The sequence below is a fragment of the Pseudomonas sp. TMW22091 genome (assembly GCF_022496705.1).
In the GTDB taxonomy this organism is placed as follows: Bacteria; Pseudomonadota; Gammaproteobacteria; order Pseudomonadales; family Pseudomonadaceae; genus Aquipseudomonas; species Aquipseudomonas saxonica.
The window spans coordinates 563325-588503 of record NZ_SCFI01000002.1; the positions used below are offsets into that span (position 1 = coordinate 563325).

A 25179-nucleotide genomic window follows, 5' to 3' on the forward strand; every position below is an offset into this window, starting at 1 on the left:
GTCAGGGTGGGCAGATGAAGCTGGGTATTTTTCATCTGTCTGATTCAGAAATGCCGTTCGCGCCCAGCCATAAGGTCGCGTAAATTACTGCGATGTCGCCACACGATCAGTGCCGTCAACGCGCTCATGGGTAGCAGGGCTGTGGGTGCTAGCCAGGCGAACAAGGGCAGGGTCAGCGGGGTGGCAATCAGTGCCGCCAGTGAACTGGTGCGGGTCAGCTGGAAGGTCAGTAGCCATGCGGTGACAGCCATTAATGCCGCTGGCGGGTAAAGCCCCAGCAACATGCCGGCAGCAGTGGCGACCCCCTTGCCTCCACGAAAGCGGAAGTACAGCGGGTACATGTGGCCCACCACGGCGCAGGTACCGATCCAGGCTTGTTGCTGCATTGAAAGCCCGAGCTGGCTGGCCAACAGGACGGGGAACAGGCCTTTGCACAGGTCGCCCAGCAAGGTCAGGATGGCGAGTTTTTTGCCGGCCAGACGCAACATGTTGGTCGCGCCGGCATTGCCTGAGCCGCTCATTCGCGGGTCGGGACTGCCCGTCAGGCGGCTGAGCAAAATGGCGAAGGACAGAGAGCCAAGCAGGTAGGCGAGGATCGCCAGTAACCAAAACATGCTAACTATTCCGGGCGAGGATGCCCTGATTCTAACGGCGCATTGCGCCCTTGTCGTGCTGCGGAGAAGAGTGCTTGGACAGAGTGTTTATCGAAGGCCTGGAAGTTGACACCGTGATTGGTGCTTATGACTGGGAGCGTGGCATCCGCCAATGCCTGCGGCTTGATCTGAGTTTTGCGTGGGATAACCGCCCCGCTGCGGCTGGTGATGACCTGACGCTTGCCCTGGATTACGCCAGTGTTTCCACGCGTATTCAGGTGTTTGCCGAAGAGGCGCAATTTCAGTTGGTTGAAACCTTTGCCGAGCGTTTGGCTGAGGTATTGATGAGCGAATTCAATATTCCGTGGTTGCGCCTTAAATTGACCAAGCCGGGTGCAGTTGCAGCGGCTTCAGGTGTGGGTGTGGAGATTGAGCGCGGATGTCGCTAACTCAGGTTTACCTTGGCCTGGGCAGCAATGTCGAGCGTGAAAAAAATCTATGCGCAGGGCTTGATGCACTTGCTGGTTTTTTGCAGGACATGCGCTGTTCGCCGGTGTTCGAAAGTCAGCCTGTGGGTATCAAAAGCGGGCCTTTTTTCAATTTGGTGGTGGCGGCCAAAACTGATTTGCCATTGCTTGAGCTTAGTCGACGTTTGAAGCTGATCGAGGCAGATAATGGGCGTTATGCCCAGGATCGCAAAGGTTTGCCGCTGGATATCGACGTGCTTTTTTACGGCGATCTGGTCGGTAATTTTGATGGGTTGACCTTGCCCCGGGCAGAGATACTGACCAACGCTTTTGTATTGTGGCCACTGGCATTGATCGCACCCGAAAAGATTCATCCGGTTGAGGGTAAGCCCCTGGCCCAGATTTGGGCAGAGGCCCAGATAGACCAAGTACTTGCGCCAGCCGCTTTTGAATGGCGGGGCGAGCAGTTGACGCCAGGCTCGATGCTGTCGACGAAGCATAGCCGCTGACGAAGTACGAAGGCTGCGATCGACGACCAGGGCTCGCAGAAGCGACACGAAGTGGTGCCCTATTTAGCGACCGTTTGGCACTCGATCGCAGCTTTTGTCAGCGATTACGAGGAATGGGGCACTCCCGCCTGAGCTTTTGCGGTCTCTTTGTAGGTTTGCAGTGCTTTCAGTCGTTCATGCTTCAGCGCTTCACCCAGCTGTGGGCCTTTGAATCCTTGCTCCAGCAGCGGCTGAACTGCCACGGCCTGAGCGGCCCGTGCCGCACCGCGCAGGTAATCAGCCTGCGGATAAGGCCGGTTTTCCATCCCCAGACGTCCTTTGGCGTCCATTTCGCACGCCACAATAAACTCTTCAAAGCGCTGTGGCCGACGGTACACATCAAAACGTTGAAGCAGTTCCAGCAGTGTTGACGCCTTGAGTTCCAGAGCGCGATGACCATGGGTGTGGTATTCGCCCACCAATAGCGCCAGCTCCTGACAGTCACGCGGCACTTTGTAGCGCTCATTGACTGCAGTGATCAGCCGCAACCCTTTATGTTCGTGGGCAATATGCCGGGGCCATTGGTCCTCGGGTGTCAATCCTTTGCCCAGATCGTGCAGCAGGCAAGCCCATCGCACAGTGAGGGGTTGACGGTGCAAGGCCGCCTGCTCGAGCACGCTGAGGGTATGAAGGCCGCTGTCGATTTCGGGGTGATGTGCCGGTGGTTGCGGCACGCCAAAGAGAGCATTGACCTCAGGCAACAACACTTCGAGCGCCTCACAGCGACGCAAAACTTCAATAAATACCTGAGGTTGATCTTCCATCAAGGCTCGGGAGATTTCTTTCCAGCAGCGCTCTGGGGTCAGTGCATGCAGTTCGCCTGAGCGCGACAGTTGGCGCATCAGTTCCAGGGTTTCAGGTGCGATGCTGAAGCCAAGACCGGCATAGCGGGCCGCAAAACGGGCCACCCGCAGCACTCGCAAGGGATCCTCGGCAAATGCCGGAGAAACATGGCGTAAAACTCGATCTTCAAGATCGCGCAGGCCGTGGTAAGGATCAATGACATTGCCCGCGTCGTCCTCGGCCATTGCGTTGATGGTCAGGTCTCGACGTATCAGGTCTTGCTCCAGCGTAACGTCGGGACTGGCGTGGAAAACAAATCCACCATAGCCGCGCCCGCTTTTTCTTTCAGTACGCGCCAGTGCGTATTCTTCACCTGTTTTAGGGTGAAGGAACACCGGGAAGTCAGTGCCTACAGGGCGATACCCTTGGGCCAGCATCTGCTCGGCGGTTGCGCCTACGACGACCCGGTCAATGTCTGTTACGGGTTTGCCCAGCAAGCGATCACGTACTGCGCCGCCAACTTTATAAATCTGCATAAAAAACCTCCGTTAGCGGCACAGGATAGCCCCTGTACGCCGTTAACGGAGGCTCCGTGTGTTACAGGTGAATAGCGCTCATATCCAGACGGCCATAATCTCCGATGCCAGCGTCTCCTTTAGGGGGCACATGGTGGACTTTCATGACTTGATCGCCTTGTACCGTTTCGAGATGAATATCAAAACCCCACAGGCGGTGCAGGTGTTTGAGGACTTCGTCGGTCGATTCGCCCAAGGGTTTGCGATCATGTTGTTGGTGACGCAAGGTCAATGAACGGTCTCCGCGCCGGTCAATGCTCCAGATTTGTATATTGGGTTCCCGATTGCCCAGGTTGTACTGGGCGGCCAATGTTTCACGAATAATCCGGTAGCCGTTCTCATCGTGAATGGCCGGCACCAGAAGGTCGTCCTTTTGATCGTCATCCATGATGCTGAACAATTTCAGGTCGCGGATCACCTTGGGTGACAGGTATTGCAGGATAAAGCTTTCATCCTTAAAGCTGCTCATGGCGAATTTGATGCTCGACAGCCAGTCGCTACCCGCCATGTCGGGGAACCAGCGGCGGTCCTCTTCGGTGGGGTTTTCGCAAATGCGGCGAATGTCGCAATACATGGCAAACCCCAGCGCATAGGGGTTTATGCCGCTGTAGTACGGGCTGTCAAAGCCCGGTTGAAAGACTACGCTGGTGTGGGAAATCAGGAACTCCATCATGAAGCCTTCTGTCACCAGGCCTTCGTTATAGAGGTCGTTCATTAAGGTGTAGTGCCAGAACGTGGCCCAGCCCTCGTTCATCACTTGGGTTTGTCGCTGTGGATAGAAATACTGGGCAATTTTGCGCACGATGCGCACGACTTCGCGCTGCCACGGTTCCAGCAGCGGGGCGTGTTTCTCAATAAAATACAGAATGTTTTCCTGGGGTTCTTCAGGAAAACGCATGTTGTCCTTTTCGCTGAACTTGTCAGCGCTTTTGGGGATAGTTCGCCACAGATCGTTGATTTGCTTTTGCAGGTGCTCTTCACGATCCTTCTGCCGGCGACGCTCCTCTTCAGCTGAAATCGGATAGGGGCGCTTGTAGCGGTCGACCCCGTAGTTCATGAGCGCGTGGCACGAGTCGAGCAGGTCTTCGACCGCATCAATGCCGTGGCGCTCTTCGCATTGCATGATGTACTGCTTGGCGAATACCAGGTAATCGATGATCGAACTGGCATCTGTCCAGGTTCGGAACAGGTAATTGCCCTTGAAGAAGCTGTTATGCCCATAGCATGCATGGGCCACTACCAGTGCCTGCATGCAAATGGTGTTTTCTTCCATCAGGTAGGCAATGCAAGGATCGGAGTTGATGACGATCTCGTAAGCCAGTCCCATTTGGCCGCGGCTGTAGGATTTCTCGGTACTCAAGAAATGTTTGCCGTAGGACCAATGGTGATAGCCCAGAGGCATACCCACAGAGGCATAGGCATCCATCATTTGTTCTGCAGTGATGACCTCGATCTGGTTGGGGTAGGTATCGAGCGCATAGCGCTCGGCCAGGCGACCGATTTCCCGGTCATAGGCCTGGATCAGTTCAAAGGTCCACTCTGAGCCGGTGGACAGGGGCTGGCGTTTATTCTCTTTGGCGGTCATGTCACTAACCTGCGCTGGAAGAGTTCACGGAAGACCGGATAAATATCGCCGGCCGAGACCAGTTGCTGTTGTGCGAAGGTGTCGGAAAACGCATCGCTGATGCGTTCGTATTCGTACCAGAGAGCCTGATGTTCGCGTGGGGTTATTTCTACATAAGTGTAGTACTGCACGAACGGCATGATTTGATTGATCAGAATGTCACGGCAAATGGGTGAGTCGTCGTTCCAGTTATCACCGTCCGAAGCCTGGGCGGCGTAAATGTTCCATTCATTGGTGGGGTAGCGTTCGGCCATGATTTCCTGCATCAGTTTCAGGGCGCTGGAAACAATGGTGCCGCCGGTCTCCCTTGAGTAGAAAAACTCTTCTTCATCGACTTCACGGGCGCTGGTGTGATGGCGAATGAACACGACATCAATCTTGTCGTAATTGCGCTTCAAGAACAGGTACAGCAGGATGAAAAAGCGTTTGGCGATGTCTTTGGTGGCCTGAGTCATGGAGCCTGAAACGTCCATCAGGCAAAACATGACTGCTTTTGAGCTGGGGTTGGGTTGTTTGACCAGCAGGTTGTACTTGAGGTCAAAGGTGTCTAGAAACGGAACGCGATGGATACGTGCGCTGAGCTTCTCGATCTCGCTCTCGATATCTTTTATATCGCCAAAATTGTCGGGCTCATCGCGTTTGAGTCTCTCCAGTTCGGCTTTGGCTTCCTTGAGTTTGGCCCGGCTACTACCGGACAAGGCAATGCGGCGCGCGTGGGCTGAACGCAGTGTGCGAATGATGTTGATGCGTGACGGGTTGCCTTCGTTGCTGATGCCCGCGCGCACGGTTTTGAAGGTGTCTGTGCCGGTGAGGTGGCGTTTGACCAGGTTCGGCAGTTCCAGATCCTCAAACATGAATTCCAGGAATTCTTCCTGGGTGATCTGAAACACGAACTCATCCATGCCCTCGCCGGAATTGCCTGCTTTACCAGGTCCACCGCCCCCGCCGGCGCCGCCTTGTGGGCGCTGGATATGTTCGCCGCTGGTAAATTCCTTGTTGCCGGGGTGTACCACGGTTTGTTTGCCGCCGCGGCCGTGATGAAGCACGGGCTCGTCAATATCCCGCCCAGGAATGCTGATTTGTTCGCCATGTTCCATGTCGGTAATGGACCGGCGACCTACGGCCTCTTCAACGGCCTTTTTAATATGGTCACGGTAGCGCCGCAGAAAGCGCTGACGGTTTACCGTGCTCTTGTTCTTGCCATTCAGGCGTCGGTCTATTACATAGCTCATGGGGCCCTCCGGGCAGCTTCAAGGGGTGAGCTGCAAGCTGCAAGTAGAAGCGGTTTCCGGGTACCCGGGTTTGCGCTGTTCTCTTGCAGCTTGAAGCTAGGAGCTTGCTGCTGCTTTTATTGCGATTTCCTGACCCGCAGGTACCACTCGGAGAGCAGTCGTACTTGTTTGTCGGTGTAACCCCGTTCGACCATTCGGGTCACGAAGTCGTTGTGCTTTTGCTGATCCTCTTTGCTCGCTTTGGCATTGAAGCTGATGACCGGCAGCAGGTCTTCGGTGTTGGAGAACATTTTCTTCTCGATGACCACCCGCAGTTTTTCGTAGCTGAGCCAGGTCGGATTTTTGCCGTTGTTGTTGGCGCGAGCACGCAGCACGAAGTTGACGATTTCGTTACGGAAATCTTTCGGGTTGCTGATGCCAGCCGGTTTTTCGATTTTTTCGAGCTCCTCGTTGAGGGCTACGCGGTTGAGGATTTCTCCGGTTTCCGGGTCGCGATATTCCTGATCCTGAATCCAGAAGTCTGCGTACAGCACATAGCGGTCGAAGATGTTCTGCCCGTACTCGCTGTACGACTCCAAGTAAGCAGTCTGGATTTCCTTGCCGATAAACTCGATATAACGCGGGGCCAGGTATTCCTTCAGGAAGCGCAAGTAACGTTCGCGGGTTTCAGGCTGGAATTGTTCTTGCTCGATCTGTTGTTCCAGCACGTAAAGCAGGTGCACCGGGTTGGCTGCAATTTCGTGAGGGTCGAAGTTGAACACTTTGGACAGGATTTTGAAGGCGAAACGGGTTGAAAGGCCGTTCATGCCTTCGTCGACGCCCGCACTGTCGCGGTATTCCTGAATCGATTTGGCTTTCGGGTCGGTGTCTTTGAGGTTTTCGCCATCGTAAACCCGCATCTTGGAGTAGATGTTGGAGTTTTCCGGCTCCTTGAGGCGTGACAGGACCGTGAACTGCGCAAGCATCTTCAGGGTGTCGGGCGCGCAATGGGCTTTGGCCAGCGAGCTGTTGAACAACAGTTTGTCGTAGATTTTGATTTCATCGCTGACGCGCAGGCAATACGGCACTTTGACGATGTAGATCCGGTCGATAAACGCTTCGTTGTTCTTGTTGTTACGGAAGGTGTGCCACTCCGATTCGTTGGAGTGGGCGAGCAGGATGCCGGTAAACGGAATCGCGCCCAAGCCTTCGGTACTGTTGTAGTTACCCTCTTGGGTAGCGGTCAGCAGCGGGTGCAATACTTTGATAGGCGCCTTGAACATCTCCACGAATTCCATCAGGCCTTGGTTGGCCCGGCACAGAGCACCCGAGTAGCTATAGGCATCGGCGTCGTTCTGCGGGAATTCTTCGAGCTTGCGAATATCAACCTTACCGACCAGGGCTGAAATGTCCTGGTTGTTTTCGTCACCGGGTTCGGTTTTGGCGACGCCGATCTGGTTAAGAATCGAGGGGTAGAGTTTGACCACGCGAAATTGGCTGATATCGCCGCCAAACTCTGCCAGCCGTTTGGTCGCCCACGGAGACATGATGGTGCTCAGGTAGCGTTTTGGAATACCGAAGTCTTCTTCGAGAATGGCGCTGTCTTCAGTGGCATTGAACAAGCCCAGTGGCGATTCGAAGACGGGTGAGCCTTTGATCGCATAGAAGGGCACTTTCTCGATCAGTTGTTTCAGTTTCTCGGCCAGTGATGATTTACCGCCGCCCACCGGGCCCAGCAGATAGAGAATTTGTTTCTTCTCTTCCAGGCCCTGCGCAGCATGGCGGAAATAAGAAACAATCTGGTCAATGCATTCTTCCATCCCGTGGAAGTCTTCAAAGGCCGGATAACGGCGAATCACTTTGTTGGAGAAGATTCGCGACAAGCGAGAGTTGGTCGAAGTGTCCAGCAGTTCCGGTTCACCAATGGCCAGCAGCAGCCTTTCAGCGGCTGAGGCGTAAGCGCTTTTATCGTTTTTGCACAGCTCAAGGTATTCCTGGAGCGTGAGCTCTTCCTGGCGTGTGGATTCAAAGCGTTGTTGGAAGTGGCTAAAAATACTCATGACGTCACCTCGCTCGATACGTGGAGTCGGCGATTGATCGGTCAGCTCGAGTGCTGGCATGCAGCAACATTGCAGTTGCTGTGTACCCCCCAGGACACCATCAATGGGTCTAACCCGTTGAAATTACTACTGATAATCCACTCACCGGTGTACCGGCTCTCCCCAGATTTGGATGGCCTGAGGTAAAGGATAGTTGGTAATTGGAGAGGTCAAGGGGAGATGCGTGATTTGTTGGGCTTGACCGTTGGTCAGGCATGGCGCAAGCCCACTGATCACGCGGGCTTGGCGTTAATAAAAATTTTACTCGGCTGAATCCTGGGCCGTTTCTTGTGGATAAGTTGCACGCCATAGTTCGAATCCGCCATCGAGGCTATAGACATCGCTAAAGCCCTGACTGATCAGGTACGCCGCAGCACTTTGGCTTGAATTGCCGTGATAGCAGGCAACGATCAGTGGCTGGTCCAGATCGGCTTTGGCAATGAAATCATGCAGGGAGTGGTTGTCGAGGTGTTTGGCACCACTGATATGCCCGGCGGCGAAAGCCTGTGGGTCACGGATATCCACCACAACAGCACCTTGCTCGCGCAGGGCTTGGGCTTCTTGAGGCGGGATGCGTTTGAATTCGTTCATGTAGAGTTCCTGTAGCCTGACAGCGGGCGGGCTTAGCCGGCGCCCAAGGGGAGAGAGGGTGGGGTGGGCAACGTATTGGCAAGGCCGAGGTCATCGCAATCGCAACTCAGTTTCTGGCCAGTGTCGACGTTGAGCAGGGTCATGGAGCCACCCCAGACACAACCGGTATCGAGTGCGAAAATCCCGGGCTCCTTGCAGTTGCCCTCCAGTGCAGCCCAATGCCCGAAAATGATTTTGAGGTCTTGAGTTTTACGTTCTTTGTAACTGAACCACGGTGCATAGCCAGGCGGTGCAGTGCCGACACCTTCTTTGCTTTTGAGGTCGAGTTTGCCATCGCGGGTGCAAAAACGCATGCGTGTGAAATAGTTGGTAATAACTCGCAGGCGTGTGACCCCGCTGAGGTCGTTATCCCATTTTGCCGGCTCGTTGCCGTACATGCCGTCTAGAAATGGCCCTAACAGGTTATCGTCGCGCAGCGCTTGTTCGACTTCGTTGGCGTATTTGAGGGCTTTTTTCAACGACCACTGCGGCGGAATTCCGGCATGCACCAGAGCGGTATTACGTGCCACATCGTAATGCAGCAAGGGTTGCTGGCGCAGCCAGTCCAGCAGTGGGTCGCAGTCGGGTGCCTGCAGGATTTCGCGCAGGGTGTCGCCTTTTTTCAGGCGTTCGACATTGTGTCTCACGGCCAGAAGATGCAGGTCATGATTGCCCAGCACACACACGAGCGATTCGCGCATTTGATACAGGAAACGCAGGGTTTCCAGTGATTGCGGGCCACGATTGACCAGATCACCCACTAGCCAGAGTGTGTCTTTGGCAGGGTCAAACGCTACGCGCGCCAATAGGCATTTGAGCGGTTGCAGGCAGCCTTGCAGGTCGCCAACAGCATAGACCGCCATCAGTGCAGGGCTCCGGGCATCGCAAGGCGGAAAGGCGCAATAAGCGCCTTGAACTGCTCTCCGTCTTCGGCGCGCATGAGAAAGCTGCCTTGCATATTGCCGACACGAGTGCCGATGACCGAGCCGCTGCTATAGACATGCTGCTGACCTGCGGCGATCAGAGGTTGTTGACCGATAACACCAGCACCGCGGACTTCTTCCACATGACCGTCGCCGTCTGTAATTACCCAGTGGCGGGAAAGCAATTGTGCGGGAAGCGAGCCATTGTTCTGCACCGTGACGGTATAGGCAAAGGCGAAGCGCTGTTGGTCTGGCTGGGACTGTTCTGACAGGTAACGCGTGACGACGCTGACGTCGATCTGATAGCGGGGATCGGACATGCGAGAGGCCTTACTTGAAAGCGAAGACACAGTTCGGGATTTAACTGATGCCTGAGTCTAGGGTCTGTTCCCGTTTCATTGCAATGCGCGTCGCTGCTGCAATGAAACGGGAACAGACCTTAGGCTGGTACCGCTAGGGTGCTCGGCGATCAGTCGGCAGCGGGCGCTGGGACGGGTTGTTCGCTGAGTTTGTCGGCCAGGCGCACGAAGGCGGCCAAGTCGAGTTGTTCTGGACGCTTGCTGCCATCGACGCCAGCGGCTTCGATTTCATCGTTGCTGAGCAGGGCTTTGAGCGTGTTGCGCAGGGTTTTGCGACGCTGGTTGAAGGCTTCGCGAACGACGCGTTCCAGCAGGCGATGATCTTTGGCTGGATGAGGCAGGGTTTCGTGCGGCACTAGACGGACAATCGCCGAGTCGACTTTTGGCGGCGGATTGAACGCACCCGGGCCAACGTTGAACAGGTGTTCGACGCGACAGTGGTACTGAACCATGATCGACAGGCGGCCCCAGTCTCCACCGCCAGGGCCTGCTGCCATGCGCTCAACCACTTCTTTTTGCAGCATGAAGTGCATGTCACGAATCAGATCGGCATTTTTCAGCAGATGAAAAATCAGCGGCGTGGAGATGTTGTAGGGCAGGTTGCCGACTACGCGCAGCGTGCGGGGCGCGGCGTTGAGGCTTTTGAAGTCAAACTTCAGGGCATCGCCTTGATGCAGCGTGAAGTTGCTCATGCCCGCGAACTGCTGGTTGAGGATTGGAATCAGGTCTTTGTCGAGTTCAACAACATCGAGCTGGCCGCCGCTGTTCAGAATACCTTTGGTCAAGGCACCCTGGCCCGGGCCGATTTCCAGCAGGCGATCACCCGCTTTGGCGTTGATGGAACGCAAAATGCGGTCAATTACGCCTGCATCGTGCAGGAAGTTTTGACCAAAGCGTTTGCGCGCTTTGTGTTGGAATTGCTCAGTCATAAACGGGTCTCGGACATCTGGTAGGCGGTTTCCAGCGCGACTTGCAGGCTGCCGGTATCGATTTTGCCGCTGCCCGCCAGATCCAGGGCTGTGCCGTGGTCGACAGACGTGCGGATGATCGGCAAGCCCAGCGTGATGTTAACGGCGGCACCAAAGCCTTTGTATTTCAACACGGGCAGGCCTTGGTCGTGGTACATCGCCAGCACTGCATCGCAGTGTTCCAGATATTTTGGGGTAAACAGAGTGTCGGCAGGCAGCGGGCCATGCAAATCCATGCCCTCGCTGCGCAGGCGCTCAAGTGTAGGTTCAATGATGTCGATTTCTTCATGGCCCAAATGGCCGCCTTCACCGGCGTGGGGGTTGAGCCCGCAGACCAGAATACGCGGCTGGGCAATACCGAATTTTTGTTGTAGATCCGCGTGCAGAATGCGGGTGACCCGCATCAGGCGTTCGGGGGTTATAGCATCGCTGACCTGACGCAGGGGCAGGTGAGTGGTGACCAACGCCACGCGCAGTCCTCGCGTGGCGAGCATCATCACGACTTGCTCGGTCTGAGTCAGGTCTGCAAGAAATTCAGTGTGGCCGGAGAACGGAATCCCGGCTTCATTGATCACGCCTTTATGGACAGGCGCGGTGATCATGCCTGCGAAATCGCCTTCGACACAGCCACGTGCGGCACGGGTCAAGGTTTGCAGTACAAAGGCTGCATTGGCCTTGTCCAGCGTGCCTGCGATGACCGGGGCGTGAAGTGGGGTATCCCATACATACAGGCTACCGGCCGGTGCAGGCTCATCAGGCCAGTCAGCGGGCTTGACCGCCAGCAGACTGACCGACACACCCAGTTGCGCAGCCCGCTCAAGGAGCAGGTCGCGGCTGGTGATGGCAATCAGGGGGTGCGGCTGGCGTTGCGAGGCGAGTAGCAGGCACAGGTCGGGACCTATGCCTGCCGGTTCTCCGGGTGTCAGTGCAAAACGCTGTGTTTTCACTGAGCTGCCTGGTTAGCGCTCTCTTGCGAGTCGGCGCCTGGCAACTTGATCTCTACATAGGCTTCGTCACGGATCTGACGCAGCCAGTTTTGCAGCTCTTCATCGTACTTGCGGTTACGCAAGGTGTTCATGGCTTGCTGCTCGCTGGCTTTGGCGGTGTTGTCGACTGCGCGACGACCGAGTACTTCCAGTACATGCCAGCCGTATTGAGTCTGGAATGGCTTGGACAGCACGCCTTGCGGAGTGTTTGCCATGACTTCGCGGAACTCTGGAACCAGCGATTGCGGGTTGATCCAGTCCAGGTCGCCGCCGTTGAGGGCTGAGCCTGGGTCTTCCGAGTAAGTTTTGGCCAGAGTCGCGAAATCTTCACCCGATTTGACGCGGTCGTAGATTTTGTCGATCAGCTTCTTGGTGTCGTCTTCGGTGCGAATTTCGCTCGGTTTGACCAGAATGTGGCGAACATGAACTTCGTCCGTCACAACCGTGTTACCGCCGCGCTTTTCGTTCACTTTGAGGATGATGAAACCCGTCGGGATACGGACAGGCTTGGTTACATCGCCTGCGTTCATCCGGCTCAGTTCTTCATCGAACGGCGGTGGCAATTGAGCTGCTTTACGCCAGCCCATGTCGCCGCCTTCCAGCGCGTTGTCGCTGCTGGAGTAAGCGATGGCCAGTTTGGCGAAGTCCGCGCCTTGCTGGAGCTGGTTGTAGATATCGACGGCCTTTTTGCCTGCTGCCTGAATATCTTCCGAGCTCGCGCGATCAGGCGTTGGAATCAGAATGTTGGCCAGACGGTATTCGTCGGACTGCTGCATGGCACCCATTGGCGACTTGAGGAAGTTCTTCACTTCCTGATCGGTCACCTGGATGCGCTCAGCCACTCGGCGCTGGCGCACACGGCTGATGATCATTTCGCGGCGCACCTGCTCACGCGCGTCTTCATACGACAGACCATCGTGGGCCAGTGCCTGACGGAACTGGTCAACGGTCATGTTGTTGCGCTGGGCAATGGTACCGATGGCCTGATTCAGCTCTTCGTCCGTGATGCGGATGCCAGAGCGTTCGCCGATCTGCAATTGCAGGTTTTCGACGATCAGACGCTCAAGTACCTGCTGATCCAGAACACTGGCAGGAGGGACATCCTGACCACGCTTGGCAATGGTTTGCTGAACTTCCTTGACCCGTTGGTCGAGTTGGCTCTGCATGATCACGTCGTTGTCGACGATGGCCACGACCTTGTCAAGGGGCTGTACCGCGGCGTGAGCCGCAGTACCCAGGAACAACGCGCCCAGCAATAGCGGGCGCAGACACTCAGAAAGCTTGATCTTCACGTTCACGATAACCTTGGATGCCTTTGTCGAGGAAGCTCTCTACTTTGGTGCCGACTACGCCACCGAGACCTTTCAGCACAACTTGGAGGAAGAGACCATGATCGCCCTTCTCGTTTTGAGGGGCTTCTTGGGTGTACTCGTCGTTGGAGACCCAATAACGGCTGATCAGACGCAGTTTCCAGCAGCAGTTGTCGTACTCGAAACCACCAAAGGCTTCCAGGGTACGGTTGCGGTTGTAATCGTACTGCCAGCGGCTGATAGCGCTCCATTGCGGCACGATCGGCCAGATAACCGAGAAGTCGTGCTGCTGGATTTTGTAGTAATCCTTGATGTAACCCGGCTCGCCTTTGGTGCCGTAGTCGCCACCGCCCACGGTCCACTTGCCGGTGTACTGGTCATAGCGAACCTGGTCGTTGCGATAGCGATAGCCGAGGTTGACGATCTTGTTCGGATTGTCTTCAGGCTGGTAGTGCATCATCGCGCTGCCAGAACGCGGGCTGTGAGTTTCCGGGTCCCAGTTGTAATCGGCAGTTGCACGCCAGTCGCGGTTAAAGCGGTAGGCATACTCAAGCGCGTATGGCGAAACACTGGAGGTCGAGTCCGAGCGATCTGCACTGATACCCGGCAACTGAACCTTGCGGTCCTTGAAGTAGTACGCCTGGCCGATGCTGATACGCTGGCGTTCAAAGCCGTTGTCTTCGATCCAGCGACTGGTCAAGCCCAGCGACAGTTTGTTTTCATCGCCTACACGGTCACTGCCGGAGAAGCGGTTATCGCGCCACAGCGAGGAGTAGCTGAACGTGCTTTCGCTGGTGTCGAAAACCGGGATGTCTTCCTGATTGCGCTCAGGGACATACAGGTAGAACGCACGCGGTTCCAGCGTCTGGCGATAGTTGGTGCCGAACCAGTTGGTGTTGCGGTCAAAGTACAGGCCGCTGTCGACGCTGGCGATAGGGACGCTACGGTTGACCGAGCTGTCGAATTTGTCGCCAGCAGCCAGCGTGCTCTTGCCCTTGCTATCCAAGTCAAGGTCGTACTGGGTGTACATGTACTTGAGGGTCGGCGTCACATAGCCGTAGCTAGCCGTCATCGGCAAGCTCATGGACGGTGCCAGATTCAGACGGGTGCCGTTGGCGCGTGCCAGACCCCTGACGTTGTTGTCGAGACGTGGGGCTACAGTGCCATCTTCGTTGGTGTAATCACCATTTTCCAGATCGCGCTCGAACCGCACCAGCTCAGTGTTGTAGTTGAAGTTCACGCCACCCGGGTGATACGGCAGGGCACCATTGAAGGTGAGCTGCGGCATCTGGTTGTACGGCGTGATCTGGGTCACGGTCGACAACTGGTAGGCGTGCACGTTCAGCCTGGCCGTGTACGAGTCGCCACGATAGCTGACGGCCGCTTGCTGGTTCAGGTAGTCGCGGTTTTCAACGCCAATCTGATCGGTTTGCAAATCCTGGAAGTAGTACGGGTCGCTGACCTTGGTGTAGTCGACTTCCGTCAATACACGCGAATCCAGGCCACCCTTGTGCTGCCAGTTGAGCATGTAGCGCTTGTCGGTGTAATCCGACTGATCCTTACGTTCGGTTTCGTCGTCGTTCAAGTACGCGGCGCCAAACTGACCTTCACTGGACTCTGTCAGGTAGCGGAACTCGCCTTCCATCAACAGACCGCGCTTGGTCATGTAACGCGGGTACAACGTGGCATCGTAGTTTGGCGCCAGGTTGAAGTAGTACGGGGTCACGAGCGTAAAGCCGGTGTCGGTGCTGCTGCTGAAAGACGGCGGCAGGAAACCGGACTGGCGGCGATCGTCGATCGGGAAATAGATATACGGGGTGTAGAAGACCGGAATGTCTTTAACCCGTAACGTCACGTTAGTGGCCGTACCGAAACCGGTGGCCGGGTTCAACGTGATGTTGTTGCCTTTGAGCTGCCAGGCATTGCTGTTCGGCTCGCACGTGGTGTACGTACCGTCCTTGAGACGGATGATGGCGTCTTCAGCACGCTTGGCATACAGCGCACTGCCGCGGATGCGCGACTTGTGCAAGATGTACTCGGCGTTGTCGACCTTGGCAGCGCCGGTGTCCAGCTGAACGTCAGCGTGATCGCCGACGATCAGTGCACCGTTGTCACGTAGACGGACGTTGCCATTGAGTTCGCCGCGGCTTTCTGCCTGATACAGGCTGGCTTCATCGGCCTCGACCTGCATGCTGCCCTGACGCATCACAACGTCACCGGCCAGGGTTGCAACCTGCGATTCCTGCTCATAGCGGGAGGCTTTGGCGCCCACAAACGTCGGCGAGTCGCTTTTGCTGGTGGTGTCATTCATGCCCGGACGAATAGGCTCGACATACGAACCCGAGCAATAAGGCCCGGTTTCGGCCAGCTGTGCAGGCGTGAGCTTGTCGCGAGGCACCCAGTCAAGGTGGCTGTAGTCGGCACTGCGTGCCTGCAGGCCACGGCCCTTGGCTGACGTTACCAGCGGGACAGGAGCTTCTTGCTCGCTCACCTCGCCTGTAGCATCGGCCACAGCAGTGCTGTGCGCTGGACGGGGCGGTAATTGCGCAGCCGTCGTTTTCGGCGTGCAATCCCAGCCTCCCGAAGCCGACACGGAACAGTCATACTGCTCCTCGGCAACAGCGAACGGCATGGCTAGGGGTTGCATGGCCAGCAAACTGCCGGTTACCAGCAACGGAAATTTTTTACGAAACGCGGGGGATTTCAATGCCATCTTATTAGTCCGGGCTTCCTGCGTGCCATCAGCCCGCGGTGGGGGACCGCACGCCTATCGATGGTCTGGAAAAGATTCTGGATAATAAAGCATGACCCGCTTGACGGCTAGCGCCGTCGGAGACCCTTGTAATGCCTGACCAAGATGTACGCTTGCAACACCTGAAAGTTTGGCTCGATGAGCAGTTGGCAACCTTGTTTTCGACGCAGGGTTGGGGCGCTGTACCCCCGGCCACGTTGACTGCCGCCAGCAGTGACGCGAGTTTTAGGCGCTATTTTCGCTGGGAGGGCGAGGGCCGCAGTTTTATTGTGATGGATGCGCCGCCCCCCCAGGAAAACTGCAAACCTTTCGTCGACATTGCCGATTTATTACGAATCAGCGAGATAAATGTCCCGAAAATTTATGCTCAAGACCTGGAACGCGGGTTCCTGTTGCTTAACGATCTGGGCAATAAAACCTTTTTGGACGTGATCAACAGCGACAACGCTGAAGGTTTGTTCAAGGACGCCATTGAGGCGTTGCTGGCCTTCCAGCAGTTGCCGATGGATGCGCCGTTGCCCTGCTATGACGAGGCCTTGCTGCGTCGAGAGCTTGAGCTCTTCCCCGAATGGTATGTGCGTCGCCACTTGGGCATTGAGCTCAATGAGCGGCAACAGGCTCTCTGGCAGCGGGTTAGCACGCTGTTGATCGACAGTGCGCTGGCGCAGCCCCAAGTTTTGGTGCACCGCGACTTTATGCCGCGCAATCTGATGCTCAGTATTCCTAACCCCGGCGTACTGGATTTTCAGGACGCGGTGTATGGCCCGGTGACGTATGACATCACCTGCCTGTTCAAGGATGCCTTTCTCAGCTGGCCAGAGGAGCGTGTGCACACCTGGCTCAAAGATTACTGGCAACTGGCAGCGCCACTGGGTATTCCCGTGGGCGACGACTTTGATGCGTTCTGGCGTGAAAGCGATCTGATGGGTGTGCAGCGGCATTTGAAAGTGATCGGTATCTTTGCCCGCATCTGCCACCGCGACGGCAAACCGCGTTATCTGGCCGATGTGCCGCGCTTCTTCTCTTATATAGAAGCCGTTGTAGCGCGCCGCCCGGAATTGGCCGAGCTGGCTGAGTTGTTCGCCAGCCTGCCAGCGTCGCCTGAGGCCGTGCAATGAAAGCGATGATTTTGGCCGCGGGCAAGGGCGAACGCTTGCGTCCTTTAACCCTGCACACACCTAAGCCACTGGTGCGCGTGGGCGGCGTGCCATTGATCGAGTACCACCTGCAAGCACTCGCGGCGGCGGGTTTTACCGAGATCGTGATCAATCACGCTTGGCTGGGCCAGCAAATAGAAGACCACCTGGGCGATGGCTCGCGCTTTGGCGTCAGCATTCGGTACTCGGCCGAAGGAGAACCGCTCGAAACCGGCGGCGGTATTTTTAAAGCATTGCCACTGTTGGGCGATAAACCTTTTGCAGTGGTCAACGGTGACATCTGGACCGACTACAGCTTCGCCGGTCTGCGCACGCCTTTGACGGGGCTGGCGCATCTGGTGCTGGTCGACAACCCGGCGCACCACCCCACGGGCGACTTCTGCCTTGCGGGTACACAGGTGCTCGATGCCCAGCCGGGTAGTGACACCCTGACCTACAGCGGTATTGCCGTACTGAGCCCGGCGTTGTTCGAAGGTGCCGAAGCGGGTGCCTTCAAACTGGCACCGTTACTGCGCAATGCCATGGCGGCCGGGCGCGTGACAGGCGAGCGTTTGCAGGGGCATTGGGTAGATGTAGGCACTCATGAGCGTTTAGCTGAGGTTGAATCGTTGATTAAGGGCAAGGACTAAGATGCTGTGGCCAGGGACTCTGATCGGAGCCGGTGCCGGCTATTTAATAGCCAGCATTCCGGGGGCCATGTTGGGCGCTTTATTGGGGCAGACGCTGGACCGTCGTCTGCAGCTGCACAGTTGGGCGCATTTGCGAGAGCGCCTGGGCGGTCGGCCAGCGCTGCGTAATGATGAGCTGCTGTTTGTGCTGCTGGGGCGTCTGGCCAAAAGCGGTGGGCGGGTGGTGGACAAGCATATCGAGCAAGCGCGTCAGGAAATGCGCTTGCTCGATATGAGCGGCCCCGCGCAGCAAAGAGCGATTGTCGCATTCAGCCGCGGCAAGAGCGCAAGCGACTCTCTACGTGGGTACTTGCGGCGGTTGAGCAGCCAACCGCATGCGGCTGAAGGTGTGCTGCGTGCCTGTTTCCGGATGATGTGGGCGGACGGCCGAGTCGACCCAAAAGAGCGTGAGTTGATTCTGCTCTGGGGGCGATGGTTGGGGTGGAGCGCTCAACAAGTGCAGGCCCTTGGCGCGGATTACGGCCCCCAGAAAAGGCCACCGGCAACTCGGGGTGGCACCTATCAAGCGTCGCTGGCGTTACTTGGCGTGACCGCCAATACCGAGCCGGCTCAAATCAAGCGTGCGTACCGGCGTTTGCTCAGTCGTCACCACCCGGACAAAGTGGCCGGCAGCGGGGCCAGCGCAGCTCAAGTGCGCGAGGCCACGGAAACAACCCGTGAGCTACATCACGCCTACGCGCTTATTCGCGAGCAGCGTGGCTTTCGTTAGCGGCTGGCTTCGGGCTGAGCCAGCCTCGCACTCGGCGCATTAACTGCTCTTGCTCTGCTTCCCGGTTGCCGGGCATGGCGATCAATCCTACTTGAACAACATTCTGCCGGTTCGCTCGCTTGCTCGCTTGCAGGCGTTGCAAAGCGCTCTTGCGTGCCAGCACGGTGTCTTTATAGAAGACATCGAGTAAACCCACCGTGAGGTTGGGAGTCAGTTGGCTCAATTCTGGCTTCACCTGATCAGGCGTTGCGGCAGCCACCAGGATTAACTTGGCGATCTGTGGCGGTTTCCTTTCGCTGATATAACGGGCTGCCCAGTAAGCGCCGGTGCCGTTGCCCAGCAACACGACCGTGCGCATGTTTTGTTGCTGGGCAAAGGCCAGGGCCGCGTCAATGCGTGCGTAGATTCGCGCAGCATCGGCGGTGATCATGGCCTTGAATGACTCGCTTGTTTGCAAGGGTGTTGCGGTGCTGTCGGTGCCAGCACTGGCGGCTTGCTCGATGGGTTTGGCTGTGGTGCTGGCGTCTTTGCTGCTACTGTTCGGCGCGGGTTCTGTAGGAGGTTTCTCTTGCTCGACAGGGCGAGGCTGGCTGGCGGTGCTCTGCATGTCGGGCAGGCTCAGGCTCAGGCTGGCCCAGTTGGCGTCCGGCAGTTTGCGTCGTAATGGGCCGACAGTGACGGGCCAGTCAGCGTTTTCGCCGGCACCCGGAACAATGATCACGGCACCACTGGGCTCGCTGCTGTTGGCCGGCTTCCAGAGTGCAAGAAAGCTGTCCTGGCCTGCTTGCAACAGTTGCTGCTCGTCTTGCGCCACTTGCCGCTCAAGGGCGGTTGCGTCTTCTTGACTGCGTTCTTGCAGCAATGGGCGAACTTCTGGCTCGGCAATCGTGGGTTCGGTTTCGGGGGGCGCATCGGCGGCCAGCACAGGGAGTGCGCAGGGCAGCATCAACGACAGAGACACGGTTGCAAGTGCCAGACGGTAAAAAGACATCGGTTAGTCCAGGCCAGGAGTAATCCCGGTAGCCTAGGGTCTGTTCCCTTTTCATTGCAAGCCGCGTCGTGGCTGCAATGAAACGGGAACAGACCCTAATGGGTTGGTCAGTATTTGTCAGGGTGTGAGTATTCAGATGAAGCGTTTTTGCTGTCTGTTGGTTATCGGCTGGTTATCACTGCCCTTGATAGGCCAGGCTGCGTCCATACCTGCCGCGCAATTGGATACCGAACAACAGCAGTGGCTGGCGCAGCATAAAGAGTTGCGCGTAGGGCTGGTGTTGCAGGCGCCCTATGCCACATTCGACCAGCGCATGCAGCGCTTGTCCGGGGCGAATGTAGAGCTGATGAAATGGCTGGCGCAGAGCTTGGGCATCGAGCTGGTCTGGCGTAACTATCCTGATCTTGCACAGCTTGAGCAGGCCGCTCGTAGAGGTGAGATCGATCTTGCACCGGGTTTGACACAGACCCCGGCAGGCTTACATTTGTGGCTGTTTTCCGATCCTTATATGCGAGTTCCGCAGTTGCTTGTGGGGGAGCGTACTGGCGGTGGAACGGTTGACCTTGAGCGCATTGACAGCCAAACCCGTGTGGCAGTGCGCATGCCCGGTGTTACGGCTGACTTTTTACGCGCCAGTTACCCTGGGCTCAATTTACAAGGCGTCCCGCTGGAGCGTCAGGCCTTGCAGTTGTTGCTGAGTCAGCAGGCCACTTATGCGGTGATCGACGAAGCTCAATTGGCCCGCCTTTCGGCAGAGCCCGAATTTGCAGGTCTGGCGGTGGTGGGCGATGTAGGGTTTCCGCAACTGCTGCGAGTAGCCACGCGCAAGGACTGGCCGCAGTTGGCTGCCATTGTGGAACGTGGGCTGCATGCGATTCCTCCCCGCGATATGGAACAACTACACAGCCAGTGGCTACAACCTAAATACCCGCATGCGGGTCAGTCGCCCGGCTTTTGGCAGAGCCTCTGTATGCTCATCGGTGCGCTGTTGCTGGCGAGCCTCACCCTTGTGGTGTGGCAGCGCCGGCAACAGAGTGCGCTGGAGCATTCTTTGCTGAAGGCGCGTGAAGAGGTCGTACAGAGTGCCGCCAGCGCTGAAGCCTTGCGTTTGACCCAGTTTTCAATTGATCAAAGCCCGGTGGGTATTCTCTGGGTCAACTGGGACAGTCACATTCGCTACGCCAATAAGGCCGCCGAAGACCTGTTGGGTTGCTCGGCGGGCGCGGTGCTGGACAGGCCTTTGAAGGATTTTGAACCCGGCCTGACGATGGATCGCTGGTTGACGTTATGGCGGCGCGCGCGCGCCGATGACATCGCTGTGCAGCGCTTCGAAACGCATTGCGTGCGGGCCGATGGCAGTGAGTTTCCGGCCGACGTGACCTTGAGCTTTCTGCGCTTCAAGGATGCGGAATACCTCGTGGTGTACCTCAATGACGTGACCGAGCGGCGCCGTGTACAAGCGGCTCTGCAGGAAAGTGATGCTCGCTTGCAAGGGATCGCGGCCAATGTTCCGGGGTTGGTGTTCCGTTTGGAGCGCTCTTTGTTGACCGGTGAACTGGATTTTCCTTATATCAGCGAAGGCAGCGAAAACCTGGCGGGCTATTCGCCAGCGACGTTACGTCAGCGTGAGGTGGGTTTACGCAGTCTGGTGCATCCGGATGACAAGGCGGATTACCATCGAGTGCAGGACATAGCGGTGGACAGTGACAGTGACTGGTCGTGGCAAGGGCGGATTGTGACCCGTCAAGGCCAGCAACGCTGGGCTGAGATCAAAGCGATCAGCCGGCGTCTTGGCGATGGCACCGTGGTATGGGATGGCATCGTTTGGGACATCAGCGACAGCAAACGCATCGAGCTGGAGCTGGACCGTTCCCGCGGTCAATTGCGTGAGTTGTCGGCCCACCTCGAAAGCGTGCGCGAAGAAGAGAAGGCCCGGATTGCCCGCGAGGTGCATGATGAGTTGGGTCAGATGCTGACCGTACTCAAGCTGGAAACCTCGATGTGCGAATTGGCCTATGCCGACCTTGATCCGGGGTTGCGCGAGCGGCTCAACAGCATGAAAAAACTGATTGCCCAGTTGTTTCAGCTGGTGCGAGACGTGGCTACCGCGCTGCGTCCGCCCATTCTCGATGCCGGGATCAGCTCTGCCATTGAGTGGCAGGCCAGACGCTTTGAGGCGCGTACGAACATTCCCTGTCTGGTGCAGGTGCCTGAGCATTTGCCGCCGCTCAGTGCCGCCAAAGAAGTCGGGCTGTTCAGAATTTTGCAGGAGGCGCTGACTAATGTGATGCGCCATGCGCATGCGCATACCGTTGAGTTGACCTTGTGTGTTGAGGGGCAAACGCTGTGCCTGAGCATCAGCGATGACGGTCGGGGGTTTATACCCGTGAACGACCGCCCGACCTCCTTTGGCTTGGTCGGTATGCGCGAGCGGGTATTGATGCTGGGAGGCACCTTGACCCTGCACAGCCAGCCCGGTGAGGGAACCCTGTTGAGTGTGCGAGTGCCGTTAACCCAACGCCTTTAGTGATCATTGATAAGGAAGTAGCCGTGATTCGTGTACTGGTAGCTGAAGATCACACCATTGTGCGCGAGGGCATCAAGCAATTGATTGGCCTGGCCAAAGACTTGTTGGTGGTGGGTGAAGCCAGTAATGGCGAGCAATTGCTGGAAACCCTGCGCCATGTGCCTTGTGAGGTGGTGCTTCTGGATATTTCCATGCCTGGCGTTAATGGGCTGGAAGCCATTCCGCGTATACGCGCGTTGAACAACCCACCGGCCATTTTGGTGCTGTCGATGCATGACGAAGCGCAAATGGCTGCCCGGGCGCTGAAGTTCGGGGCGGCGGGGTATGCGACCAAGGACAGCGATCCGGCGTTACTGCTGACGGCGATTCGAAAAGTGGCAGCCGGTGGGCGCTATATCGACCCGGAACTGGCGGATCGCATGGTTTTCGAGGTGGGCTTGACCGATGAACGCCCTTTACACGCGTCTCTGTCCGAGCGTGAATTTTCAGTGTTCGAGCGACTGGCTCAAGGCGCCAACGTCAACGACATCGCCCAACAATTGGCATTGAGCAGTAAGACCATCAGCACCCACAAAGCGCGGTTAATGCAAAAACTCAACATCACCTCACTGGCCGAGCTGGTGAAATACGCGATGGAGCATAAGCTGGTTTAACACCTGTTCTCGTAGCAGCTGCCGCAGGCTGCGTCCGGCGACGAAGTCGCCGTAAAACACCCTCTGGCGCATTGTGTCAGGACGCCCGTGTACTCCGTTTTACGATCGCGCTACGCAATCGGACGCAGCGTTCGGCAGTTGCTACGGGGGCTGTGGATTCGATATTGCGTGTCTATTTACGACCCTTTCAACACGATCTTCAGCCTTATTGTTGAGCGCGGCTGTATCCAGCGTTCCATTTACGACATTCCTGTAGGGGATCCCCTACAACAACCCTTCCATCCTGCTGATGACATTCTCTCCTGTGCCCCGATTTCTGTGGGCTGACGGCTTCTTTAGGCTTGAGCCACAGCAGTCCAAAACAGAAGGTGTGGCTATGGGTGAGGTCGGTGCAAGCGCTGGGTCGAATGATATTTTGGTCAGCTTTCGTGGCGTGCAAAAAAGCTATGACGGCGAAAACCTGATCGTCAAAGACCTCAATCTGGACATTCGCAAAGGCGAGTTCCTGACCTTGCTCGGGCCTTCCGGTTCGGGCAAAACCACTAGCCTGATGATGCTGGCCGGTTTTGAAACGCCCACCGCCGGTGAAATCTTGCTGGCAGGGCGTGCGATCAATAACGTGCCCCCGCACAAGCGTGACATCGGCATGGTGTTTCAGAACTACGCATTGTTCCCGCATATGACCGTGGCCGAAAACCTGGGGTTTCCCTTGTCGGTGCGCGGCCTCAATCGAACGGACATCAGTGAGCGGGTCAAGCGCGTATTGAGCATGGTTCAACTCGATGCCTTTGCTCAGCGCTATCCGGCTCAACTGTCCGGCGGCCAGCAACAACGGGTGGCGCTGGCGCGGGCATTGGTGTTCGAGCCGCAACTGGTGTTGATGGACGAACCCTTGGGTGCCTTGGACAAACAACTGCGTGAGCACATGCAAATGGAGATCAAGCACCTGCACCAACGTCTAGGCGTGACCGTGGTGTACGTGACCCACGATCAGGGTGAAGCCTTGACCATGTCGGATCGGGTGGCGGTGTTCCATCAAGGGGAAATCCAGCAGATCGCTCCGCCGCGCAGTCTCTACGAGGAACCGAAAAACACCTTTGTGGCCAATTTCATTGGCGAAAACAACCGCCTCAATGGCCGCTTGCACAGTCAGGAGGGTGATCGCTGCGTTATCGAATTGAGCCGTGGTGAAAAGGTCCAGGCGTTGGCGGTGAATGTCGGGCGTACGGGCGATCCGGTGACGTTGTCGATTCGTCCCGAGCGCATCAGTCTCAACGGCTCCAGCCAGTCCTGCGCTAACCGGTTTTCGGGCAGGGTCGAAGAATTTATCTACCTGGGCGACCACGTTCGGGTACGGATGGAAGTCTGCGGCAAGACCGATTTTTTTGTGAAACAGCCGATTGCCGAGCTGGACCCGACCCTTGCGGTTGGGGATGTGGTACCGCTGGGCTGGCATGTTGAACACGTACGTGCGCTGGACCCCCTCATAGAGGCGAATTAATCGCCCCGGCTTCACCAACCCTGTGGAGAGTAACGATGCAAGCAACCTTTAAGTTAACGGCCCTGAGTTTGGGCTTGCTGTTCGCCGCCAATGCACTGGCGGCCACCGACCTGACCGTGGTCTCGTTTGGCGGTGCGAACAAGGCCGCACAGGTCAAAGCGTTCTATGCCCCTTGGGAAGCCAAAGGGGATGGCAAAATCATCGCCGGTGAGTACAACGGTGAAATGGCCAAAATCAAGGCCATGGTTGATACCAAAAGTATTTCATGGGATCTGGTCGAGGTTGAATCGCCTGAACTGTCCCGTGGCTGTGATGAAGATATGTTTGAAGCGCTGGACCCGGCGCTGTTCGGTAATCCGGAGCAGTACGTAAAAGGTGCCATCCAGACATGCGGCGCCGGCTTCTTTGTGTGGTCGACCGTACTGGCCTACAACGCCGACAAGCTAAAAACCGCCCCCACCAGTTGGGCTGATTTCTGGGACACCAAAACCTTTCCCGGTAAACGTGGCCTGCGTAAAGGCGCCAAGTACACCCTCGAATTCGCGCTGATGGCGGACGGGGTTGCACCCAAGGATGTGTACACCGTGTTGGCCAGTAAAGATGGCCAGAACCGCGCCTTTAAAAAACTGGATGAACTCAAGCCAAGCATTCAATGGTGGGAAGCGGGCGCACAGCCGCCGCAATATCTGGCCTCTGGTGACGTGGTGATGAGTTCTGCCTACAACGGCCGAATCGCTGCCGTGCAAAAAGAGAGCAACCTCAAGATTGTCTGGAATGGCGGCATCTATGATTTCGATGCCTGGGCTATTCCTAAAGGCCTGAGTGCTGACAAGGCCGCGGCCGCGAAGAAGTTCATGGCTTTTACCCTGCAACCGCAACAGCAGAGCGTTTATTCGCAAAACATCGCGTATGGCCCGGCGAACAAGGATGCGATGGCATTACTGCCTGAAAATGTTCAAGCCGAGATGCCGACCGCCCCGCAGAACATTGCCAACCAAGTGCAGATTGACGTCAGCTTCTGGGCTGATAACGGCGAGCAACTGGAGCAGCGTTTCAACGCCTGGGCTGCCAAGTAAGCAGCGCTGATACGCGGCGCGCCCGCAAGGATCGCGCCGCCATCGTTT

The 25179-nt window shown here is 56.8% G+C and carries 22 protein-coding genes; 9 read left to right on the top strand and 13 right to left on the bottom strand.

Annotated features, from left to right (window positions below; translation table 11 throughout):
* Positions 1-44: 44 nt before the first annotated feature.
* Positions 45-614, bottom strand: a complete 570-nt coding sequence (plsY, locus tag EQV93_RS06320; protein ID WP_122784158.1) for a glycerol-3-phosphate 1-O-acyltransferase PlsY — start codon at positions 612-614, stop codon at positions 45-47.
* Between the two features lie 74 nt (positions 615-688).
* Here plsY and folB point away from each other — a divergent pair, with 74 nt between their 5' ends.
* Together folB and folK are read left to right on the top strand one after the other, a co-directional pair.
* On the top strand, positions 689-1042 hold the full coding sequence (folB, locus tag EQV93_RS06325) for a dihydroneopterin aldolase (protein WP_122784159.1): 354 nt from the start codon (positions 689-691) through the stop codon (positions 1040-1042).
* Positions 1033-1569 (top strand): 2-amino-4-hydroxy-6-hydroxymethyldihydropteridine diphosphokinase, encoded by a 537-nt coding sequence (gene folK / locus EQV93_RS06330; RefSeq protein ID WP_240891128.1) that lies wholly within the window; start codon positions 1033-1035, stop codon positions 1567-1569. The genes folB and folK overlap by 10 nt, the downstream gene beginning before the upstream one ends.
* 104 nt (positions 1570-1673) lie before the next feature.
* Here folK and EQV93_RS06335 read toward each other — a convergent pair whose 3' ends face one another.
* From EQV93_RS06335 to EQV93_RS06385, 11 genes are all read right to left on the bottom strand, one after another.
* Positions 1674-2927, bottom strand: a complete 1254-nt coding sequence (locus EQV93_RS06335) for a multifunctional CCA addition/repair protein (RefSeq protein WP_240891130.1) — start codon at positions 2925-2927, stop codon at positions 1674-1676.
* A gap of 61 nt (positions 2928-2988) precedes the next feature.
* On the bottom strand, positions 2989-4551 hold the full coding sequence (locus tag EQV93_RS06340) for a SpoVR family protein (protein ID WP_122784162.1): 1563 nt from the start codon (positions 4549-4551) through the stop codon (positions 2989-2991).
* Complete coding sequence (locus tag EQV93_RS06345) at positions 4548-5822, bottom strand: YeaH/YhbH family protein (protein WP_146386065.1); 1275 nt, start codon at positions 5820-5822, stop codon at positions 4548-4550. Before EQV93_RS06345 ends, EQV93_RS06340 begins: the two co-directional genes overlap by 4 nt.
* 116 nt (positions 5823-5938) lie before the next feature.
* Positions 5939-7861 carry a PrkA family serine protein kinase gene (locus tag EQV93_RS06350; RefSeq protein ID WP_240891168.1) on the bottom strand — a complete coding sequence of 641 codons (1923 nt, stop codon included), beginning with the start codon at positions 7859-7861 and terminating at the stop codon, positions 5939-5941.
* 300 nt (positions 7862-8161) lie between these two features.
* Positions 8162-8491 (bottom strand): thiosulfate sulfurtransferase GlpE, encoded by a 330-nt coding sequence (glpE, locus tag EQV93_RS06355; protein WP_146426189.1) that lies wholly within the window; start codon positions 8489-8491, stop codon positions 8162-8164.
* Positions 8492-8523: 32 nt separating this feature from the next.
* Positions 8524-9393, bottom strand: a complete 870-nt coding sequence (locus EQV93_RS06360; RefSeq protein WP_122784165.1) for a symmetrical bis(5'-nucleosyl)-tetraphosphatase — start codon at positions 9391-9393, stop codon at positions 8524-8526.
* Complete coding sequence (gene apaG, locus EQV93_RS06365; RefSeq protein ID WP_146386069.1) at positions 9393-9773, bottom strand: Co2+/Mg2+ efflux protein ApaG; 381 nt, start codon at positions 9771-9773, stop codon at positions 9393-9395. The genes EQV93_RS06360 and apaG overlap by 1 nt, the downstream gene beginning before the upstream one ends.
* A gap of 149 nt (positions 9774-9922) precedes the next feature.
* The gene (gene rsmA, locus EQV93_RS06370; protein ID WP_146426191.1) at positions 9923-10741 is read right to left on the bottom strand and encodes a 16S rRNA (adenine(1518)-N(6)/adenine(1519)-N(6))-dimethyltransferase RsmA; all 819 of its coding nucleotides are present in this window, start codon (positions 10739-10741) and stop codon (positions 9923-9925) included.
* A complete protein-coding gene (pdxA, locus tag EQV93_RS06375) occupies positions 10738-11727 on the bottom strand; it encodes a 4-hydroxythreonine-4-phosphate dehydrogenase PdxA (RefSeq protein ID WP_240891131.1) in 990 nt (329 codons plus the stop codon). The genes rsmA and pdxA overlap by 4 nt, the downstream gene beginning before the upstream one ends.
* Positions 11724-13058 (bottom strand): peptidylprolyl isomerase SurA, encoded by a 1335-nt coding sequence (surA, locus tag EQV93_RS06380; protein ID WP_122784169.1) that lies wholly within the window; start codon positions 13056-13058, stop codon positions 11724-11726. Before surA ends, pdxA begins: the two co-directional genes overlap by 4 nt.
* Entirely contained in the window at positions 13039-15789 is a 2751-nt protein-coding gene (locus EQV93_RS06385) for an LPS-assembly protein LptD (protein ID WP_146386073.1), read from the bottom strand. Before EQV93_RS06385 ends, surA begins: the two co-directional genes overlap by 20 nt.
* Positions 15790-15920: 131 nt before the next feature.
* On the opposite strand from EQV93_RS06385, the gene EQV93_RS06390 reads away from it, so the two are divergent.
* The 3 genes from EQV93_RS06390 to EQV93_RS06400 are packed head-to-tail and all read left to right on the top strand — an operon-like array spanning position 15921 to position 18383.
* Positions 15921-16946: an aminoglycoside phosphotransferase family protein gene (locus EQV93_RS06390; RefSeq protein WP_240891133.1), complete on the top strand. Its 1026-nt coding sequence runs from the start codon at positions 15921-15923 to the stop codon at positions 16944-16946.
* The gene (gene murU / locus EQV93_RS06395; RefSeq protein ID WP_240891135.1) at positions 16943-17614 is read left to right on the top strand and encodes an N-acetylmuramate alpha-1-phosphate uridylyltransferase MurU; all 672 of its coding nucleotides are present in this window, start codon (positions 16943-16945) and stop codon (positions 17612-17614) included. The genes EQV93_RS06390 and murU overlap by 4 nt, the downstream gene beginning before the upstream one ends.
* 1 nt (position 17615) lies before the next feature.
* On the top strand, positions 17616-18383 hold the full coding sequence (locus EQV93_RS06400; RefSeq protein ID WP_240891143.1) for a DnaJ domain-containing protein: 768 nt from the start codon (positions 17616-17618) through the stop codon (positions 18381-18383).
* On the opposite strand, the gene EQV93_RS06405 is transcribed toward EQV93_RS06400, so the two are convergent.
* Positions 18355-19374, bottom strand: a complete 1020-nt coding sequence (locus tag EQV93_RS06405) for an alpha/beta hydrolase family protein (protein ID WP_240891145.1) — start codon at positions 19372-19374, stop codon at positions 18355-18357. The genes EQV93_RS06400 and EQV93_RS06405 overlap by 29 nt on opposite strands.
* Before the next feature lie 136 nt (positions 19375-19510).
* On the opposite strand from EQV93_RS06405, the gene EQV93_RS06410 reads away from it, so the two are divergent.
* From EQV93_RS06410 to EQV93_RS06425, 4 genes are all read left to right on the top strand, one after another.
* Positions 19511-21901, top strand: coding sequence for a PAS domain-containing sensor histidine kinase (locus EQV93_RS06410; RefSeq protein WP_240891151.1), 2391 nt, complete (start codon positions 19511-19513; stop codon positions 21899-21901).
* A gap of 23 nt (positions 21902-21924) precedes the next feature.
* Positions 21925-22554 (top strand): response regulator, encoded by a 630-nt coding sequence (locus tag EQV93_RS06415; RefSeq protein WP_146386077.1) that lies wholly within the window; start codon positions 21925-21927, stop codon positions 22552-22554.
* 376 nt (positions 22555-22930) lie between these two features.
* Positions 22931-24055, top strand: coding sequence for an ABC transporter ATP-binding protein (locus EQV93_RS06420; protein ID WP_122784177.1), 1125 nt, complete (start codon positions 22931-22933; stop codon positions 24053-24055).
* A gap of 35 nt (positions 24056-24090) precedes the next feature.
* Positions 24091-25131 (top strand): ABC transporter substrate-binding protein, encoded by a 1041-nt coding sequence (locus EQV93_RS06425; RefSeq protein ID WP_122784178.1) that lies wholly within the window; start codon positions 24091-24093, stop codon positions 25129-25131.
* The last annotated feature ends 48 nt before the right edge of the window (positions 25132-25179 follow it).

Excerpts from the sequence above, each read along its gene's own strand:
- glpE (WP_146426189.1), bottom strand. The coding sequence starts at position 8,491 with ATGAACGAATTCAAACGCATCCCGCCTCAAGAAGCCCAAGCCCTGCGC.
- EQV93_RS06410 (WP_240891151.1), top strand. The coding sequence starts at position 19,511 with ATGAAGCGTTTTTGCTGTCTGTTGGTTATCGGCTGGTTATCACTGCCC.
- EQV93_RS06350 (WP_240891168.1), bottom strand. The coding sequence starts at position 7,861 with ATGAGTATTTTTAGCCACTTCCAACAACGCTTTGAATCCACACGCCAG.
- EQV93_RS06360 (WP_122784165.1), bottom strand. The coding sequence starts at position 9,393 with ATGGCGGTCTATGCTGTTGGCGACCTGCAAGGCTGCCTGCAACCGCTC.
- EQV93_RS06340 (WP_122784162.1), bottom strand. The coding sequence starts at position 4,551 with ATGACCGCCAAAGAGAATAAACGCCAGCCCCTGTCCACCGGCTCAGAG.
- plsY (WP_122784158.1), bottom strand. The coding sequence starts at position 614 with ATGTTTTGGTTACTGGCGATCCTCGCCTACCTGCTTGGCTCTCTGTCC.
- EQV93_RS06345 (WP_146386065.1), bottom strand. The coding sequence starts at position 5,822 with ATGAGCTATGTAATAGACCGACGCCTGAATGGCAAGAACAAGAGCACG.
- folK (WP_240891128.1), top strand. The coding sequence starts at position 1,033 with ATGTCGCTAACTCAGGTTTACCTTGGCCTGGGCAGCAATGTCGAGCGT.
- EQV93_RS06335 (WP_240891130.1), bottom strand. The coding sequence starts at position 2,927 with ATGCAGATTTATAAAGTTGGCGGCGCAGTACGTGATCGCTTGCTGGGC.
- murU (WP_240891135.1), top strand. The coding sequence starts at position 16,943 with ATGAAAGCGATGATTTTGGCCGCGGGCAAGGGCGAACGCTTGCGTCCT.
- rsmA (WP_146426191.1), bottom strand. The coding sequence starts at position 10,741 with ATGACTGAGCAATTCCAACACAAAGCGCGCAAACGCTTTGGTCAAAAC.
- EQV93_RS06425 (WP_122784178.1), top strand. The coding sequence starts at position 24,091 with ATGCAAGCAACCTTTAAGTTAACGGCCCTGAGTTTGGGCTTGCTGTTC.
- EQV93_RS06400 (WP_240891143.1), top strand. The coding sequence starts at position 17,616 with ATGCTGTGGCCAGGGACTCTGATCGGAGCCGGTGCCGGCTATTTAATA.
- EQV93_RS06405 (WP_240891145.1), bottom strand. The coding sequence starts at position 19,374 with ATGTCTTTTTACCGTCTGGCACTTGCAACCGTGTCTCTGTCGTTGATG.
- EQV93_RS06385 (WP_146386073.1), bottom strand. The coding sequence starts at position 15,789 with ATGGCATTGAAATCCCCCGCGTTTCGTAAAAAATTTCCGTTGCTGGTA.
- EQV93_RS06390 (WP_240891133.1), top strand. The coding sequence starts at position 15,921 with ATGCCTGACCAAGATGTACGCTTGCAACACCTGAAAGTTTGGCTCGAT.
- apaG (WP_146386069.1), bottom strand. The coding sequence starts at position 9,773 with ATGTCCGATCCCCGCTATCAGATCGACGTCAGCGTCGTCACGCGTTAC.
- EQV93_RS06420 (WP_122784177.1), top strand. The coding sequence starts at position 22,931 with ATGGGTGAGGTCGGTGCAAGCGCTGGGTCGAATGATATTTTGGTCAGC.